16 protein-coding genes are annotated in these 17,607 nt (G+C 71.3%); 8 read left to right on the top strand and 8 right to left on the bottom strand.

The annotated features are described in order from the left end of the window. The first annotated feature begins 23 nt into the window (after positions 1-23). The 6 genes from sdhA to QCN29_RS24215 all read left to right on the top strand — a co-directional run bounded on the left by sdhA (position 24) and on the right by QCN29_RS24215 (position 4,981). Positions 24-1,778, top strand: a complete 1,755-nt coding sequence (gene sdhA, locus QCN29_RS24240; protein WP_279930760.1) for a succinate dehydrogenase flavoprotein subunit — start codon at positions 24-26, stop codon at positions 1,776-1,778. Continuing rightward, positions 1,778-2,536 (top strand): succinate dehydrogenase iron-sulfur subunit, encoded by a 759-nt coding sequence (locus QCN29_RS24235; RefSeq protein WP_240138723.1) that lies wholly within the window; start codon positions 1,778-1,780, stop codon positions 2,534-2,536. The genes sdhA and QCN29_RS24235 overlap by 1 nt, the downstream gene beginning before the upstream one ends. Positions 2,537-2,639: 103 nt before the next feature. Further along, positions 2,640-3,155 (top strand): hypothetical protein, encoded by a 516-nt coding sequence (locus tag QCN29_RS24230; protein WP_279930759.1) that lies wholly within the window; start codon positions 2,640-2,642, stop codon positions 3,153-3,155. A gap of 154 nt (positions 3,156-3,309) precedes the next feature. Continuing rightward, on the top strand, positions 3,310-3,717 hold the full coding sequence (locus QCN29_RS24225; RefSeq protein WP_240138725.1) for a hypothetical protein: 408 nt from the start codon (positions 3,310-3,312) through the stop codon (positions 3,715-3,717). A 44-nt stretch (positions 3,718-3,761) separates the two neighbouring features. After that, a complete protein-coding gene (locus tag QCN29_RS24220; RefSeq protein WP_279930758.1) occupies positions 3,762-4,193 on the top strand; it encodes a thiol-disulfide oxidoreductase DCC family protein in 432 nt (143 codons plus the stop codon). Between the two features lie 11 nt (positions 4,194-4,204). Continuing rightward, a complete protein-coding gene (locus QCN29_RS24215; RefSeq protein ID WP_398859835.1) occupies positions 4,205-4,981 on the top strand; it encodes a TetR/AcrR family transcriptional regulator in 777 nt (258 codons plus the stop codon). 35 nt (positions 4,982-5,016) lie between these two features. Here the strand turns inward: QCN29_RS24215 and QCN29_RS24210 are convergent, their stop codons facing one another. From QCN29_RS24210 to QCN29_RS24200, 3 genes are all read right to left on the bottom strand, one after another. Further along, the gene (locus QCN29_RS24210; protein WP_279930756.1) at positions 5,017-6,621 is read right to left on the bottom strand and encodes an ABC transporter substrate-binding protein; all 1,605 of its coding nucleotides are present in this window, start codon (positions 6,619-6,621) and stop codon (positions 5,017-5,019) included. 205 nt (positions 6,622-6,826) lie between these two features. Further along, on the bottom strand, positions 6,827-8,452 hold the full coding sequence (locus tag QCN29_RS24205) for a metallophosphoesterase (protein ID WP_279930755.1): 1,626 nt from the start codon (positions 8,450-8,452) through the stop codon (positions 6,827-6,829). 53 nt (positions 8,453-8,505) lie between these two features. Further along, a complete protein-coding gene (locus QCN29_RS24200) occupies positions 8,506-8,769 on the bottom strand; it encodes an SCO4848 family membrane protein (protein WP_279930754.1) in 264 nt (87 codons plus the stop codon). A gap of 82 nt (positions 8,770-8,851) precedes the next feature. Here QCN29_RS24200 and QCN29_RS24195 point away from each other — a divergent pair, with 82 nt between their 5' ends. Continuing rightward, a complete protein-coding gene (locus QCN29_RS24195; RefSeq protein ID WP_398859849.1) occupies positions 8,852-10,153 on the top strand; it encodes a D-alanyl-D-alanine carboxypeptidase family protein in 1,302 nt (433 codons plus the stop codon). Here the strand turns inward: QCN29_RS24195 and QCN29_RS24190 are convergent. The 4 genes from QCN29_RS24190 to QCN29_RS24175 all read right to left on the bottom strand — a co-directional run bounded on the left by QCN29_RS24190 (position 10,098) and on the right by QCN29_RS24175 (position 14,620). Further along, entirely contained in the window at positions 10,098-11,213 is a 1,116-nt protein-coding gene (locus QCN29_RS24190; protein ID WP_279930750.1) for a YihY/virulence factor BrkB family protein, read from the bottom strand. The genes QCN29_RS24195 and QCN29_RS24190 overlap by 56 nt on opposite strands. A 52-nt stretch (positions 11,214-11,265) precedes the next feature. Continuing rightward, entirely contained in the window at positions 11,266-11,847 is a 582-nt protein-coding gene (locus QCN29_RS24185; RefSeq protein WP_279930748.1) for a 2'-5' RNA ligase family protein, read from the bottom strand. A 116-nt stretch (positions 11,848-11,963) separates the two neighbouring features. Beyond that, positions 11,964-12,977: a tryptophan--tRNA ligase gene (trpS, locus tag QCN29_RS24180; RefSeq protein ID WP_279930747.1), complete on the bottom strand. Its 1,014-nt coding sequence runs from the start codon at positions 12,975-12,977 to the stop codon at positions 11,964-11,966. 380 nt (positions 12,978-13,357) lie between these two features. Next, the gene (locus QCN29_RS24175) at positions 13,358-14,620 is read right to left on the bottom strand and encodes a serine hydroxymethyltransferase (RefSeq protein WP_279930746.1); all 1,263 of its coding nucleotides are present in this window, start codon (positions 14,618-14,620) and stop codon (positions 13,358-13,360) included. A gap of 273 nt (positions 14,621-14,893) precedes the next feature. On the opposite strand from QCN29_RS24175, the gene rocD reads away from it, so the two are divergent. Then, positions 14,894-16,111: an ornithine--oxo-acid transaminase gene (gene rocD / locus QCN29_RS24170; RefSeq protein ID WP_240138735.1), complete on the top strand. Its 1,218-nt coding sequence runs from the start codon at positions 14,894-14,896 to the stop codon at positions 16,109-16,111. A gap of 296 nt (positions 16,112-16,407) precedes the next feature. Here the strand turns inward: rocD and QCN29_RS24165 are convergent, their stop codons facing one another. Beyond that, complete coding sequence (locus tag QCN29_RS24165; RefSeq protein ID WP_279930745.1) at positions 16,408-17,607, bottom strand: glutathionylspermidine synthase family protein; 1,200 nt, start codon at positions 17,605-17,607, stop codon at positions 16,408-16,410.

Raw genomic sequence — 17,607 nt, 5'->3', positions numbered from 1 at the left:
CACGGGGCTGAGGTATCCACGTCATGAAGATCCACAAGTACGACACCGTCATCGTCGGCGCGGGCGGCGCCGGGATGCGCGCCGCGATCGAGTCGACGAAGCGCAGCCGCACCGCCGTGCTGACCAAGCTCTACCCCACCCGCTCCCACACGGGCGCCGCGCAGGGCGGCATGGCCGCCGCGCTGGCCAATGTGGAGGAGGACAACTGGGAGTGGCACACCTTCGACACGGTCAAGGGCGGTGACTACCTGGTCGACCAGGACGCCGCCGAGATCCTGGCGAAGGAGGCCATCGACGCCGTCCTCGACCTGGAGAAGATGGGCCTGCCGTTCAACCGGACCCCGAACGGCACCATCGACCAGCGCCGCTTCGGCGGCCACAGCCGCAACCACGGCGAGGCCCCGGTGCGCCGGTCCTGCTACGCCGCGGACCGCACCGGCCATATGATCCTCCAGACGCTGTACCAGAACTGCGTCAAGGAGGGCGTGGAGTTCTTCAACGAGTTCTACGTCCTGGACCAGCTGATCACCGAGGTCGACGGCGTCAGGAAGTCGGCCGGCGTCGTGGCGTACGAGCTGGCCACCGGCGAGCTCCATATCTTCCAGGCCAAGGCGGTCGTCTACGCCTCCGGCGGCACCGGCAAGTTCTTCAAGGTGACGTCCAACGCCCACACCCTGACCGGTGACGGCCAGGCCGCCTGCTACCGGCGCGGCCTGCCGCTGGAGGACATGGAGTTCTTCCAGTTCCACCCGACGGGCATCTGGCGCATGGGCATCCTGCTCACCGAGGGCGCCCGCGGCGAAGGCGGCATCCTGCGCAACAAGGACGGCGAGCGCTTCATGGAGAAGTACGCGCCCGTCATGAAGGACCTCGCCTCGCGCGACGTCGTCTCCCGCTCCATCTACACGGAGATCCGCGAGGGCCGCGGCTGCGGCCCCGAGGGCGACCACGTCTTCCTGGACCTCACCCATCTGCCGCCGGAGCAGCTGGACGCCAAGCTCCCGGACATCACGGAGTTCGCGCGCACCTACCTGGGCATCGAGCCGTACACGGACCCGATCCCGATCCAGCCGACCGCGCACTACGCGATGGGCGGCATCCCGACCAACGTCGAGGGCGAGGTGCTGGCCGACAACACCACCGTCGTGCCGGGCCTGTACGCCGCCGGCGAGGTCGCCTGTGTGTCGGTGCACGGCGCCAACCGCCTGGGCACCAACTCGCTGCTCGACATCAACGTCTTCGGCCGCCGGGCGGGCATCGCCGCCGCCGAGTACGCGGCGAAGAGCGACTTCGTCGAGCTGCCGGAGGACCCGGAGGCGCTCGTCGCCGAGCAGGTCGAGCGGCTGCGCACCTCCACCGGCAACGAGCGGGTCGCGGACATCCGCCGCGAGCTGCAGGAGACCATGGACGCGAACGTCATGGTGTTCCGCACCGAGCAGACGATCAAGACCGCGGTCGAGAAGATCGGCGAGCTGCGCGAGCGCTACAAGAACGTCGGCATCCAGGACAAGGGCAAGCGGTTCAACACGGACCTGCTGGAGGCCGTCGAGCTGGGCAACCTGCTCGACCTGGCCGAGGTGATGGCCGTCTCCGCTCTGGCCCGCAAGGAGTCGCGCGGCGGCCACTACCGCGAGGACTACCCGAACCGCGACGACGTCAACTTCATGCGCCACACCATGGCGTACCGCGAGGTCGGCGACGACGGCGCCGAGACCGTCCGTCTCGACTACAAGCCGGTCGTCCAGACCCGCTACCAGCCGATGGAGCGTAAGTACTGATGGCTACCCCGACTCTGGAGAAGGCGGAGGCGACCAGCACCGCCTCCCCGTACATCACGGCCACCTTCCGGATCCGCCGCTTCAACCCCGAAGTGGGCGAGCACGCGGTCTGGGAGGACTTCAAGGTCGAGATCGACCCGAAGGAGCGGGTGCTCGACGCGCTCCACAAGATCAAGTGGGACCAGGACGGCTCACTGACCTTCCGGCGCTCCTGCGCGCACGGCATCTGCGGCTCCGACGCGATGCGGATCAACGGCAAGAACAGGCTCGCCTGCAAGACGCTGATCAAGGACATCAACCCGGAGAAGCCCATCACGGTCGAGCCCATAAAGGGGCTGACGGTCCTCAAGGACCTGGTCGTGGACATGGAGCCGTTCTTCCAGGCGTACCGCGACGTGATGCCGTTCCTGGTGACGTCCGGCAACGAGCCGACGCGCGAGCGGCTGCAGTCCGCCGAGGACCGCGAGCGCTTCGACGACACCACCAAGTGCATCCTGTGCGCCGCGTGCACCTCCTCGTGCCCGGTGTTCTGGAACGACGGCCAGTACTTTGGCCCGGCGGCGATCGTCAACGCGCACCGCTTCATCTTCGACTCGCGTGACGAGGCCGGGGAGCAGCGGCTGGAGATCCTCAACGACAAGGACGGCGTGTGGCGTTGCCGCACGACCTTCAACTGCACGGACGCCTGCCCGCGCGGCATCGAGGTCACCAAGGCGATCCAGGAGGTCAAGCGCGCGCTGATCACCCGCCGCTACTGACCTTCCGTCGGCCGTGGCTTTCGACGGTCGCACCGGGGCCCGCTTCTGTACGCTCAGCCGTACGGAAGCGGGCCTTTGGCCATGGTGAGAAGGACGGGGAAGCATGAGTGAGCCGAATCCGTACGCGGGCGGCGGCCAGGGCGACTACCAGTGGGGGCCGGCCGAGCCGCCCGGCGCCACGCCCTACGGCTACGGCTATCCGGCCGACGCCACGCCCGGCTACGGCTATCCCCCGCAGGCGGGCGGCTATCCCGCCCCCGTCGGCGGCCCGGGCGCGCCGCTCCTCGCGCTCGGGGACATCACGGTGGTGGGCGACTCGATCGTCACCCCCGCGGGGACGCTGCCCCTCAAGGGCGCGGTGTGGAACGCCACGGACATGTCCCGCACGGAGGAGAAGATCCCGACGCATGCGATCGTGCTGGCCGTCGTCTTCTTCGTCTTCTGCTTCCTGGGGCTGCTGTTCCTGCTGATGAAGGAGAAGCAGACCATCGGCTTCATCCAGGTCACGGTCACCAGCGGCGGCAGGCACCATTCGACGGTGATCCCGGCCCAGGGCCCGCAGACGTTCCCCTGGGTGATGGGCCAGCTCAACTACGCGCGCTCGCTCAGCGCCATGTGAGCCTCGACAGGCGGCGTCTCAAGCGTCACCCGGCGGCCTCGAGCCGCCGGGTGACGCTTTTTCATTTCCCGGCAACCCCGGCTTGAACATGTTCAAAAAGAGGTCTACAGTCCATGACAACAGCTTTTGAACACGTTCAAAGGAGTGTGGGGGAATGGACCTCACTGTTGTCGCATACGTCGTCTACCTGCTGATCAGCGTGGCACTCACCGTCTGGGTGGCCCGTACGCTCAGTGGGAACGGGAAGATATTCCTGTCGGATGTGCTGCACGGGAACGAGAAGCTCGCCGACGCCGTCAACCACCTTCTGGTGGTCGGCTTCTACCTGGTGAACCTGGGCTTCGTCGCCCTCTATCTGAAGTCCGCGGACGGCGTGGGCGATGCGCGGGGGCTGTTCGAGGCGCTGTCGGTGAAGATCGGCGTCGTCCTGCTCGTGCTCGGCGTGATGCACCTCGGCAATGTGTACGTGCTGAACAGGATCCGCCGCCGCGGGGTCATGGAGCGCGAGCAGACGCCGCCGGTGCCGCCGCAGGGCTGGACCCCGCCCGCCGTGAAGGCCTGAGCCGGATGACCCGCCAGGGCACGAACGCCGTGAGCACTACCGGTGTGGGCACAACCCCCGTGGGCACAACCGCCGTGGGCACAACCGCCGTCCGCCGGCTCACCGTGCTGTACGACGCGCAGTGCCCCCTCTGCGTCCATCTGCGGCACTGGCTGCTGCGCCAGCGGCAGCTCGTCCCCCTCGATCTGGTGCCCGCCGCGTCGCAGGAGGCCGTGCGGCGCTTCCCGCGGCTCGACCACCGCGCCACACTGGACGAGATCACCGTGGTCGGGAACGCCGGCCAGGTCTACCGGGGCGCCGCCGCCTGGGTCGTCTGCCTGTGGGCGCTGGCGGAACACCGCCCCCGGGCGCACTGGCTGGCCACCCCGGCCGGCGCGCCCTTCGCCCGGGCCGCCGTGCTCGCGGCCGCCAAGTACCGCGAGATCACGGCTCCGTCGTGTGAAGGGCGATGCGAGCCGGCCGCGCCGCCCGGTTAGGCTCGGTTGCCGTGACGCACGACAAGCCGCCCGCCAAGGCCCCCAAGAGCGAGCAGACCCGCACGCTCATCCTCGAAACCGCGCTCCGGCTCTTCCAGGAGCGCGGTTACGACAAGACGACGATGCGGGCCATCGCCCAGGAGGCGGGCGTCTCCGTCGGCAACGCGTACTACTACTTCTCGTCCAAGGAACACCTCGTCCAGGGGTTCTACGACCGCATCGCCCAGGAGCACCAGGCCGCCGTCGCCGGAATCCTCGACGGCCGCGAGAAGGACCTCACCGCCCGGATCCGCGGGGTCCTGCTCGCCTGGCTCGACATCGCCGAGCCCTACCACCAGTTCGCCGCCCAGTTCTTCAAGAACGCGGCCGATCCCGACAGTCCGCTGAGCCCCTTCTCCCCCGAGTCGGAAGGGCCTCGGCAGTCGGCGATCGACGTGCACCGCCGGGTACTGGCCGGTGCGGAAGTGAAGGTCGCCGCCGAACTGTCCGAGGCGCTGCCCCAGCTGCTGTGGCTCCAGCAGATGGGGCTGGTGCTGTTCTGGGTGTACGACCGCTCCGAGGGGTGCGCCAACAGCCGCCGGCTGGTCGAGCGGCTGGCCCCCGTCACCGCGCGTGCCATCTCCCTCTCCCGGTTCCGGGTGCTGCGCCCCCTGGTCAAGGAGACGCACGACCTGCTCCAGGACTTCATGCCGACGGCGGCCGGCATGGCCGCGTCGGGCAAACCCCGGCGGCCGTCGTCGACGCCGTCGTCCTCCTCCCCGAACGGGGCCTCCCGCGGGGCCTCCTAGGCGCCCCTCCCGGCACGTTTTGCCCTGCCGCTGCACTACAGCCGGGCCAGCGACCAGAGCCGCCATATGCCGGTGCCGTCCGACAGATGCTCCGCACCCGCGACGTCCCCGCTGCTGAGCACATGGTCCTCCGCCTGCCACAGGGGCAGCAGCGGCACATCCCCGGCGACCACGCGCTGCAACGCCTTGAAGTCCTCCACCGCGCGGCCGCGGTCGGCGTGCTGCCGGGTGGCGGCGAGCGCCTCCCGTACGGCGGCGCTCGCATAGCCGCTCCCGACCGCCGGGGCGGGGCCGACGAGCGGCCTGCTGAAGCCGTCCGGGTCCGGGAAACCGGGCAACCAGCCGACGGCATAGGCGTCATACCCGCCCTTGGCGTGCGACCGCCGGAACCGCTGCCGCTCCTCGTCCACCACCCGCACCCGGAACAGCTCGGTCGCCTCCAGCTGTCTGCGCAGCTCCGCAGCCTCCCGGGCCGGGCCGCCGCCTTCCGCGTGCACCAGCGTGAAGTCGACCGGCGTGGCCACTCCTGCGTCGTTGAGCAGCTGTTCGGCGCGGGTCGCGTCGGGTTCGGGGTAGCGGTCGAAGAAGGGCGTGCCATGCCCGAGAACGCCCTGCGGGATCAGCGAGTACAGCGGCCGCACGGCGAAGCCGGGTCCTGCGCCGGAGGCGGTGAGCCGGGCGCGGTCGACGACCGATGCGATGGCCTGCCGCACCGCTCGGTTCTCCAGCGGAGCGCCGGGCCGCACATTGAACACCAGGGTGCGGATCTCGGCGCCATGGCTCTCGTGCACCTGGGCCCCCGCGTGTACGGCGTCGGGGTCGGGGTCGAGGAGCAGTTCCGCGGGCAGCCGGCGGTGGGCGACGTCGACGCGGCCCGCCCGCCAGGCGTCCGCGAGCTCCTCCGGCGCACCGAACCAGCGGACCTCGACGGAGGTGCGCGAGGCCGTGGCGAACGCGCCCCGGTAGGACGGGTTCGGTTCCAGCACCGCGCGGACGCCGGGTTCGTACTCCGCGAGGACGTACGGCCCCGAGCCGTCGACGCGACCGCCCTCGCGCAGCTCGTCCTCCGGGTAGCGGTCCCGGTCGACGATGGCCCCGGCCCCGCAGGCCAGCTGCAGCGGGAAGGTCGCGTCCCGTGCGTTCAGCCGGAAGGTCACCGTCCGCCCCTGGGCGGCGACGGACTCCAGGGTGCCGAAGACGGAGCTCGGCGAACCGGGGTACGGCCCGGAGTGCGGCCCGGACTTCGCTGCGATGCGGAGCTGCCGCCGGAAGGAGTGGACGACGTCCTCGGCGGAGACCTTGCGTCCGCCCGCGAACGTGAGGTCGTCGCGCAGTTCGCAGACGTACGTCCGGAGGTTGAGCCCGTTGAACGCGCAGCTCTCGGCGGCGTCCGGAACCGGGGCGACGCCTCCGGGCGAAAGGGTGAGCAGCGACTGGTAGAGATTGCCGTGCAGGGCCCGGGAGCCGGCGTCGTGCCCGCCCGCCGGGTCGAGCGAGGAGACCGGATCGGCAGTGCCCACGGTGAGCGGCCGGCCCCCTGGGTCGGAGGTGGGAAGTAACTGCCACGCGGCGGCGGCCGCGGCCAGCAGTACGGCGCAGAGAACGAGGATGCGCTCACGCACCCTGTGCGACAAGGCCATGGCTCTCAGCGAAGCAGAGTCGGGTGACGTGTGGGGGACGGGTGGGGAAACCGGGGTGTGGGGGTGGTGCGTTGTGCTAGTGCCGCGGGGCGTTCCCCTCCCCGCTCCTCCCCGCCCCTTCCCGTAACCGGGCGCTTCTCCCCCCGCTTTCGGGGGCTTCGCCCCCGGGCGCCGCGCCTCAAACGCCGACGAGGCTGCAGTGTGGTCACGCCTGCCGTGCGGCGAGGCTGACGACGGTGATGTCGGAGGACGCCCCCACCCGCACCGGCGGACCCCACGCACCCGCGCCGCGGGTCACATACAACTGGGTGTCGCCGTAGCGTTCGAGCCCCGCGAGGGTGGGGTTGGCGAGCTCAGCGAGGTAGTTGCCCGGCCACAGCTGGCCGCCGTGGGTGTGGCCGGAGAGCTGGAGGTCCACTCCGTGCTCGACGGCGTCATGGATGACGACGGGCTGATGGGCGAGGAGCACGGAGGCGCGGGCGGGGTCGCGGTCGCCGAGCGCCTTGGCGAAGTCCGGGCCCTCGCCCTCGCTCTCCCCCGCGATGTCGTTGACGCCCGCGAGATCAAATCCGGCGATCTCGGCGCGCTCGTTCTGCAGCGGCCGAATGCCGAGTTCGCGCACATGGTCGACCCACTGGTCGGCGCCGGAGAAGTACTCGTGGTTGCCGGTGACGAAGAACGCTCCATGCCGCGACTCGAGCCGCGCCAGCGGCTCGGCCGCGGGGCCGAGGTCCGCTACGGATCCGTCGACGAGATCGCCGACGATCGCGATCAGATCGGGCGAGACCGCGTTGACGGCGTCGACGATGCGCTGGGTGTGGGCGCGGCCGAGGACGGGGCCCAGGTGGATGTCGCTGACGACGGCGATGCGGAATCCTTGGGCGGAGCGCGGGAGCTTGCCCAGCGGCACGGTCACCCGCTTGACGCGCGGGCCGCGCAGCACGCCGTACGTCCCGTACCCCACGGTTCCGAGCGAGGCGGCGACCGCGCCGCCGCCGATGATCCGCGATACGAAGACTCGACGGGACACCCCGCCGCCGCCGCGGTCGGCAGGTCTGGGAGCGGGCTCCCCGTCCCCGGCGGGCACCCCGCCTCCGGCGGACGCCTCGGCCGCGGGCTGCTCGCCGCTGTCCCCGGCCGTGCAGGACGTGGCCTTTGCACCCGCCCCGCCGGGGACCGCCGCCACAGCGGCGGCGGAACCGGCGGTCGCAGCCACGGACTCGCCGCCTCCCGCGCGGGACCGGCTCTCCGGCACGGGCTGCGCGCCGCTCCCCGCCGCCGCGGCGGCCGCCTCCGGGCCAGGCGTCCCGCTCGTGTCCGGCGCGCCGCCGTGCGCCTCATCGGCGGCGGAACCCGCGGGCGCGGCCGGAGGCGGGCCGTCTGCGGCGGACGCCCCGCCTCCTGCGAAGGAGGCCTGGCGGACAGTGTCCCGCAGATCACCCGACGCCGCTGGGGCGGCGGTCCGGTCCGCTCCGGCGGGACCGCCCGACACGGCCGCCCCGCGTGCCTCGCGGGCGCGCAGGACGCGATGCAGGAGGGGACGTATCGCCTCGCCGAGCAGGAGGGCCAGGGTCAGGTAGAGGAGGACCGCGAGCCAGAGATAGCCCGGCCAGGCGAGGACCTGTTCAAGCCAGAAGGGGGCGCCGGCGCGGCCGGAGACCAGGGCGCCGACCGACAGCAGGGGGAGCACGCAGACCGCGACCGTGCCCGCGCGGCGGGCGAGCCCGCGGGGGCGGGTCGTATCGCGGACCAGGCGTCGCCAGACGTACCAGTGCACCCCGGCCAGCAGGGCGACGACCGTCACTGCCACGAGCACGGCGACCACGACCACGAACCGTTCCCCCTTGCTGACTCGATGCCCTGCTGACTCACTGACTCATTGACTCACTGACTCATTGACTCACTGGGCGGCGTTCGCCGCAGTGCCCTGATGCCGCGCAACCCGAGCACACCGATCGCCGTCCCCAAGGCAAAGGACGTCACGGCGAGCGCCAGATGGACCCAGAAGTAGCCCGTCGGGTCGCCTGCGTCATCGAAGGCCAGACCGCTGGCGTCCTGCCACAGGTTTTTGACGAAGGTGATCCAGATGAGCCAGCTCCACACCCCGAACGCGAGCAGGAACCAGGACACGGGACGGCTGAGCTTCATGAGGTCAGTATCGCGGGCGTCCTCCGACCGGGTTCTCCGGGGTGGTCTGTCCCGGCGGCGGATAGGGCGCGCCCGCATGCCGATGTCCATACGCGTTTCGCCGCCATGTACGTTCTCGACCGTGTCTGCTTTGAAGAAGACCGCCTTGACGGTCACTGCCGCCGCATTGGTTCCGCTTCTGGTCGCCGGCCCGGCGGCTGCGGACGGGAACGACGGCAAGGCAGACGACAAGCAGCAGCCCAAGCCGCCCGTCTCGATGTCCACCGTCGGCGGTGCGCTGCTCGGCAAACCCGGCACCCAGGTGAACCTCGGCCCCGGCGCGCCGGTGCTGCCCAAGGAGCTCAGCGGGCGGTCGTGGATCGTGGCGGACGCGGAGAGCGGCGATGTGCTCGCCTCGCACAACGCCCACTGGCGGCTCCCTCCGGCTTCCACGCTGAAGATGCTGTTCGCGGACACACTGCTGCCCCGGCTGTCGAAGGACACCGTGCACAAGGTCACACCCGACGACCTCAAGGGCGTCGGCGAGGGCAGCAGCCTGGTCGGGGTCAAGGAGGAGCACACGTACTCCGTGCACGACCTGTGGCTGGGGGTGTTCCTGCGCTCCGGCAACGACGCGGTGCATGTGCTGTCCGCGATGAACGGCGGCGTCGAGAAGAGCGTCAAGGACATGCAGCAGCACGCCGAGGAGCTCCAGGCGCTGGACACCCGCGTGGTGTCCCCCGACGGATACGACGCCGAGGGCCAGGTCTCGTCCGCGTACGATCTCACGCTCATCGCCCGCAGCGGTCTGCAGAAGAAGGACTTCCGCGAGTACTGCTCCACCGCCACCGCGAAGTTCCCCGGCAAGCAGGAGAAGGGCAAGGAGCGGGAGACGTTCGAGATCCAGAACACCAACCGGCTGATGACGGGGGCATACGGCGTCACGCCCTACAAGGGCATCGCGGGCGTCAAGAACGGCAGCACCACGCACGCGGGCTCGACCTTCACCGGGGTGGCCGAGCGGAACGGCAAGGTGCTGCTGGTCACCGTGATGAACCCGGACTCCGGGGAGGGCTCCGCGGTCTACAAGGAGGCCGCCAGGCTGTTCGACTGGGGCTTCACCGCGGCCGGGAAGGTTACCCCGGTCGGCGAACTGGTGCCGCCGAAGTCCGCGGACACGGGCCCCAGCACGGAGCCCGTCGGCGCGGGCCGGGACGGCGGCGGGGACGGCCAGGCCAGCGCGCCCGCGCAGGCCGGCGCGGCGGGGGCCGGGGAGTCCAGCGGCATCGGCATCGCGCTCGCTGTCACCGGCGGGGCGCTGGTGACGGTGGCCGCCGGGGTCTTCCTGGTCAATCGCCGCTGGCCGCTGCCGGACCTGGTGCGCCGCCGGAACCCTCGCCCCTGAGGTCCCAGCGCCGGGTGGGTTGCGCCGCCGCCTGAGACCGCGGCTCCGGCTCCGGACCCCCCTCCGACTCCGGACCTGATTCCGACTCCGGACCGCCCTCCGGCTCTGGACCGCCCTCCGGCTGCGGACCGCCCTCCGGCTCTGGTTCTGATTCCGGCTCCGGCTCCGGCTCCGGCTTCTTAGGCTCCGGCTCCATGGCCGCCTGCGGAGGCTCGCTGTCCGTCGCCGTCCACGCCGCGCAGTACAGCAGCAGCTTCGCGCTGAAGTTGATCCACAGCAGCAGGGCGACCGGCACGCCGAAAGCCCCGTACATGCTCTTGCCCGCGACCTCCGTCATATAGCCGCCGAGCAGCAGCTTGAGCGCCTCGAAGCCGACAGCGCCGATCAGCGCGGCGACGAGGAGACGGCGGCGCGGCGGATGCACCCCGGGCAGCAGCGTCAGCAGATAGAGCAGCATCAGGAAGTCGGCGAGCACGGCGACGGCGAGCGCCGCGATCTGGAGCAGCACGCCCTCGGCTCCGGCCCGTTCGATGCCGAGCCGGTCCGCGGTCCAGGAGACGGCGGTGACGCCGACCGTGGAGACGCCGACCGTGACCAGCGCCGCACCGCCGAGGCCCACCAGGACCCCGACGTCCTTCCCCTTCCGCACGAAGAGGTTGCCCTCGTCCTCGTCGTCCCGCCCCCACACGGCCCGCAGGCAGTCCCGCATCGCGCCGACCCAGCTGACGCCGGTGAGCAGCAGCAGCGCGCCGGCGACCAGTCCGACCGTGGCCGCGTTGTCGACGAGGGAGCCGATGTCGACCTGGTCGGAGATGCCGGGCACCTGGTCGGCCAGCTCGTTCTCCATCCTGGTCAACTGGTCGTCGCTGAGCAGTCCCGCGCCGATGGCCGCGGCCAGCGTGATCAGCGGGAACAGGGCCAGAAAGCTCAGGAAGGTGATCGCCCCTGCAAGGCGCGTCCAGTGCACCCGGTCGAGCGTCTCGTACGAACGCCAAGCGTGCGTGCGCATCAGCCGGGCGGCGTGGGGGCCGATGACGGGGAGCTTGGTCAGCCAGTCCATGGGTGTACGCGTACCAGACGGGCGCGGCGTCGAACGTCTGCGGCGGCGCGTGTCAGAGCGTGGTGGCGGTCTCGTCCACCGGCGAGCCCTGCGCCGGGACCGTCGCGATCCCGCCGCCGAAGGCGTAGGCGTTGAGCTTGCGCCACACGGCGTCCGGGCCCTGCTCGTACAGCGCGAAGGAGGCGCACGTCCAGGACGCCCGGTACTCGGCCAGCTCCTCGTACGCCCGGTCCATCGCCTCCTCGGAGATGCCGTGTGCGACGGTCACATGCGGGTGGTACGGGAAGTGCAGCTCGCGCACCAGCGGCCCCTCCGGGTCCCGCACTCGCTGCTGGAGCCAGGAGCAGGCCGCCCCGCCCTCGACGACCTGGACGAAGACCACGGGAGAGACGGGGCGGAAGGTGCCCGTGCCGGACAGCCGCATGGGAAAGGGCCGGACGGCCGCGGCGACCGCCGCCAGATGCGTCTCGACCGCGGGCAGTGCGGCGGAGTCGACCTCGGTGGGCGGCAGGAGGGTGACATGCGTGGGGATGCCGTGCGCGGCGGGGTCCCCGAAGGCCGCGCGCCGCTCCTGGAGCAGGCTGCCGTACGGCTCCGGGACCGCGATCGAAACGCCGAGCGTTACGGTCCCCACGTCCATCTCCTCATCACTCGTGATTGGCGTGCAGCCGCCAGTGTGGCTGCTGCACGCCCGATGTGGCCAGTGCAGCCCTTGGGCAGTGGTTCGTCAGGGCCCCCGGCAGCCCCCCGTCAGTGCTTCGCCGGCAGGAAACCCACCTTGTCGTAGGCGGCGGCCAGCGTCTCCGCGGCGACGGCCCTGGCCTTCTCCGCGCCCTTGGCCAGGACGGAGTCCAGGGTCTCCGGGTCGTCCAGATACTCCTGCGTACGGGCCCGGAACGGCGTGACGAACTCCACCATGACCTCCGCGAGGTCGGTCTTCAGCGCGCCGTAGCCCTTGCCCTCGTACTTCTTCTCCAGATCGGCGACGGCCGTGCCGGTGAGCGTGGAGTAGATCGTGAGGAGGTTGCTGACGCCCGGCTTCTCCTCGGCGTCGAAGCGGATCACGGTGTCGGTGTCGGTGACCGCGCTCTTGACCTTCTTGGCCGTGGCCTTCGGCTCGTCGAGCAGATTGATCAGGCCCTTGGGCGTGGAGGCCGACTTGCTCATCTTGATCGTCGGGTCCTGGAGGTCGTAGATCTTGGCGACCTCGCGGACGATATGCGGCTCGGGCACGGTGAACGTCTCGCCGAAGCGGGTGTTGAAGCGCTCGGCGAGATCACGGGTGAGCTCGATGTGCTGGCGCTGGTCCTCGCCGACCGGGACGGCGTTGGCCTGGTACAGCAGGATGTCCGCGACCTGCAGGATCGGGTAGGTGAACAGCCCGACGGTGGCACGGTCGGCGCCCTGCTTGGCGGACTTGTCCTTGAACTGCGTCATCCGGGACGCCTCGCCGAAGCCGGTGAGGCAGTTCATGATCCAGCCGAGCTGGGCGTGCTCGGGGACATGGCTCTGGATGAACAGGGTGCAGCGCTCGGGGTCGAGCCCGGCGGCCAGCAGCTGGGCTGCGGCCAGCCGGGTGTTCGCCCGCAGCTCGGCGGGGTCCTGCGGCACCGTGATCGCATGCAGGTCGACAACCATGTAGAAGGCGTCATGCGTCTCTTGCAGCGCCACGTACTGGCGGATCGCTCCGAGGTAGTTCCCGAGGTGGAACGAGCCTGCGGTGGGCTGGATACCGGAGAGCGCGCGGGGTCGGGGTGAGGCCATGCGCACATTCTCTCAGGTGCGGGGGGCGCCTCGGGACGCCGGTGGACAACCCCCCGGGGCACCGCCGCGGCCCTCCGGGGCTCGAACGCCGGCGCGGCTCGTTTCTTGTCCTCAATCGCCGGACGGGCTGGAACTCCCTGCCCCGGACGGACCGGAGACGCAGCCCCCGGACCGGGCTGAAACTCCCTGTCCCGGACGGACCGAAAACCCAGCCCCGCCTGGGGCCTCCCCCGGGGGAGTCCGGGGGCGGTTGCGGCACCGGTTCCGGGACGAAACCCCGGTCACAGCCCCGGCACCGGTTCCGGGACGAAACCCCGGTCACAGCCCCGGCACCGGTTCCGGGACGAAACCCCGGCGCGGGGTCCGGGGCGGAGCCCCGGTTACAGCCCCGGCGCGGGGAACGCCGCCATCAGCTCCGCGACCTCCGCCCGGACCGCCGTCAGCGCCGCCTCGTCGCCCGCCCGCGCCGCCGTCACACCGCGGTCGATCCAGTCGGCGACCGCCGGCATGTGCGAGACGCCCAGGCCGCGGGAGGTCAGCGAGGGCGTGCCGATGCGGATGCCGGAGGGGTCGAAGGGCTTGCGGGGGTCGTACGGGACGGTGTTGTAGTTGACGACGATCCCGGCGCGGTCGAGCGCCTTGGCCGCCGTCTTGCCGGGGACGTCCTTCCCGCTCAGGTCGATCAGGATCAGATGGTTGTCGGTGCCGCCGGAGACCAGGTCGAAGCCGCGGGCGGCGAGTTGCTCGGCCAGCGCGCGGGCGTTGGCGACGACGGCGTGGGCGTAGTCGCGGAAGGACGGCTGGGCCGCCTCGTGGAGGGCGACGGCGATGGCGGCGGTGGTCTGGTTGTGCGGGCCGCCCTGGAGGCCGGGGAAGACGGCCTTGTCCACGGCTTTGGCGTGCTCCTCGCGGCACATCAGCATCGCGCCGCGCGGCCCGCGCAGGGTCTTGTGGGTGGTCGTGGAGACGACGTCGGCGTGCGGTGCGGGCGAGGGGTGCGCACCGCCCGCGACCAGGCCCGCGATATGGGCGATGTCGGCGACGAGCACCGCGCCCGCCTCGCGGGCGATCTCGGCGAAGGCGGCGAAGTCGATCGTGCGGGGCAGCGCCGTGCCGCCGCAGAAGATCAGCTTGGGGCGTTCCTTGAGGGCGAGGTCGCGCACCTGGTCGAGGTCGATGAGCCCGGTGTCCTGACGTACGCCGTACTGCACGCCGCGGAACCACGTTCCGGTGGCGGAGACGCCCCATCCGTGGGTGAGGTGGCCGCCCATCGGCAGTGCCATGCCCATCACGGTGTCGCCGGGCTCGGCGAAGGCGAGATAGACGGCGAGGTTGGCCGGGGAGCCGGAGTACGGCTGGACGTTGGCGTGGTCGACGCCGAAGAGCGCCGTGGCGCGGGCGACGGCGAGCCGCTCGACCTGGTCGATGTTCTGCTGGCCCTCGTAGTAGCGGCGGCCCGGGTAGCCCTCGCTGTACTTGTTCTGCAGCACCGTGCCGGATGCTTCGAGCACGGCCCGGGAGACGTAGTTCTCGCTGGGGATCAGACGGAGGGTGTCGGCCTGGAGCCGCTCCTCGGCGGCGACGAGCCGCGCGAGCTCCGGGTCCGCGGCGGCGAGGGCGGGGTGCGCGAGGGGAAGGGTCATGGCGTCGGTGTCCTCCGGGTCGGTCCGTGGGCTCGAACAAGCTCGGTCGCGGTCCCGGGGTGCCCAGGCGGGGCGGCACCTCGTTCGTTCTTCCGCGCACGGTTTCCTCGGGGTCGTTTCCCCGTACGCCAGTCGCCGCGCGCGCCCCACAGCCTATCGGGCGCCCCGCAGGCAAGGTTTCTTCGTCCACACTGCGAGCGACGATAGAAGCAGAGGCGGATTCCGCCTCTCGCCGTACGGCTTGTCTCAGCTGCACTACCGAACGGAGCCCGTGTGTCGACCACGCAGACAACGCAGAGTGCCATCGCTGCCGCCGAGGCGCACAGCGCGCACAACTACCATCCGCTGCCCGTCGTCGTCGCCACCGCGGACGGCGCATGGATGACCGATGTCGAGGGACGCCGCTATCTCGACATGCTCGCCGGGTACTCGGCGCTCAACTTCGGCCATGGGAACCGCCGGCTGATCGACGCGGCCAAGGCGCAGCTGGAGAGAGTCACCCTCACCTCGCGTGCTTTCCACCACGACCGGTTCGGCGAGTTCTGCGCGCGGCTGGCCGAGCTGTGCGGCATGGAGATGGTGCTGCCGATGAACACGGGCGCGGAGGCGGTGGAGACCGCGGTGAAGACCGCGCGGAAGTGGGGGTACCGGGTCAAGGGCGTCCCGGACAACATGGCGAAGATCGTGGTCGCCGCGGACAACTTCCACGGCCGCACGACCACGATCATCAGCTTCTCCACGGACCCCGAGGCCCGTGCCGACTACGGTCCGTACACGCCGGGCTTCGAGATCGTCCCGTACGGTGACGCGGCGGCGATGGAGGCGGCGCTGACCGACAACACGGTGGCGGTGCTGCTGGAGCCCATCCAGGGCGAGGCGGGGGTGCTGGTGCCGCCGCCCGGCTATCTGCAGCGGGTGCGGGAGCTGACGCGTGAGCGCGATGTGCTGTTCATCGCCGACGAGATCCAGTCCGGCCTCGGGCGCACGGGACGGACCTTCGCCTGTGAGCACGAGGGCGTCGTGCCGGATGTGTATCTGCTGGGCAAGGCGCTGGGCGGCGGTGTGGTGCCGGTGTCGGCGGTGGTCTCCTCCGCGGCGTTGCTCGGTGTGCACCGCCCGGGCGAGCACGGCTCGACCTTCGGAGGCAATCCGCTGGCGTGCGCGGTCGCGCTGGAGGTGATCGCCATGCTGCGCACCGGCGAGTACCAGCAGCGCGCCGCCGAACTGGGCGAGCACCTCCACCACGAGCTGGGCCTGCTGACGGGCGGCGGCGCGGTGGAGGCGGTCCGCGGGCGCGGGCTGTGGGCGGGCGTCGACATCTCGCCCTCGCACGGCACGGGCCGCGAGATCTCCGAGAAGCTGCTGGACCGCGGCGTCCTGGTGAAGGACACCCACGGCTCGACGATCCGCATCGCCCCGCCGCTGGTGATCAGCAAGGAGGACCTGGACTGGGGGCTGGACCAGCTGCGGGCGGTGCTGGCGGGGGGCTGACGGGGCCGGGGCTTGTTTCCGGGGGCTCTGCCCCCGGACCCCGCGCCTCAGTCTCCCCCGGACTCCGTCCGGCGGGCGCCCCCAGCCGGGGCTGGAGTCTCCAGCCCGTTGGGGGAGCCTCCGTGGGGGCGCCCCCGGACAAAGTCTGGGGGAGGTAGCTGGGGGAGGAGTCCGGCGGAGGTAGCCGGGGGAGTTTGCGGACACGGCCTCCAGACCCGTACGGGCGTCCGGGGGCTTGCCCCCGGCTCCGGGAAGGGGCGGGGTGGTGTGGTGGGGGACAACGCCCGCCGCGGGCGCTACCCGCCCTCCCCCGGGAGGATCACATGCGGCAGGAACCGCGCGTACCCGTCCGTCACCAGCCCCGCCGACTCCCGGATGCCCAGCCCCGCCGCCTCGTCCTCCACCACCCACGCGCCGAGCACCACCCGGTTCCCGTCGAAGTCGGGCAGCGGGGCCAGTTCCTGGTAGCAGCGGGCCGAGTCGGGTGCTACACCCGGCGGAGCGCCCGGTTCATGGACGGTGACGCCCTCGCCCTCGCGGCCCAGGAGCGGCTTGGCCACATAGCCGGGGCCCGAGGCCAGTTCGCGGGGGCCGTCGAGGTAGGCGGGCAGCAGGTTGGGGTGGCCCGGGTACAGCTCCCAGAGGATCGCCAGCAGCGCCTTGTTGGACAGCAGCATCTTCCAGGCGGGTTCGATCCAGCAGGTGGAGCCCGTGCCGCCGCCGTTGTCGAGGGTGTCGAGGACGTGCGGGCCGAAGTCGTCGGCGACCAGCCACTCCCAGGGGTACAGCTTGAAGCAGCTGCGGATGAAGCGGAGCCGGTCGTCGACGAAGCGGCCCGACAGCCGGTCCCAGCCGATCTGCTCGACGGACAGGGCCTCCGTCTCCAGGCCCGCCTGCTGGGCCGTCTCCCGCAGATAGGCGACGGTCATCAGGTCCTCGCCGGTCTCGTCCCCCTCGGTGTGGACGAAGTGGACGGGGCCGGGCGGCAGCAGCGCCGACTGGCGCTTCCAGGCGTCGACGAGCCGTTCGTGGAGGGAGTTCCACTGGTCGGCGCCGGGGAAGCGTTCCTCCATCCAGAACCACTGCGGGCTGGCCGCCTCCACCAGGGAGGTCGGGGTGTCGGCGTTGTACTCCAGCATCTTGGCGGGCCCGGCGCCGTCGTACCGCAGGTCGAACCGCCCGTACACCGAGGGAAGTTCGGCGCGCCGCCGCCAGGACTCGGCGATCAGCGCGGCGAGCCGGGGATCGGTGACGCCCAGCTCGGCGAAGCGCTCGCGCTCCACGATGTGCGCTGCCGCGGCAAGGCACATGGCGTGGAGTTCCTCGACGACCTCCTCCAGCGCCTCGACCTCGGGCAGGGTGAAGGAGTAGTAGGCGCTCTCGTCCCAGTACGGGCGGAGCGAACCGTCCGGGTGGCGGGTCAGGGGGTAGACGCACCCCTGTTCCTCGACGGTCTCCTGCCAGCCGGGGCGCGGGGTGATCGTATGGCGTCGCAT

This window comes from Streptomyces chengmaiensis (assembly GCF_029846775.1).
In the GTDB taxonomy this organism is placed as follows: Bacteria; Actinomycetota; Actinomycetes; order Streptomycetales; family Streptomycetaceae; genus Streptomyces; species Streptomyces chengmaiensis.
The sequence above is the reverse complement of the archived record's forward strand: the minus strand, read 5'-3'. Positions and strand labels throughout refer to the sequence as shown.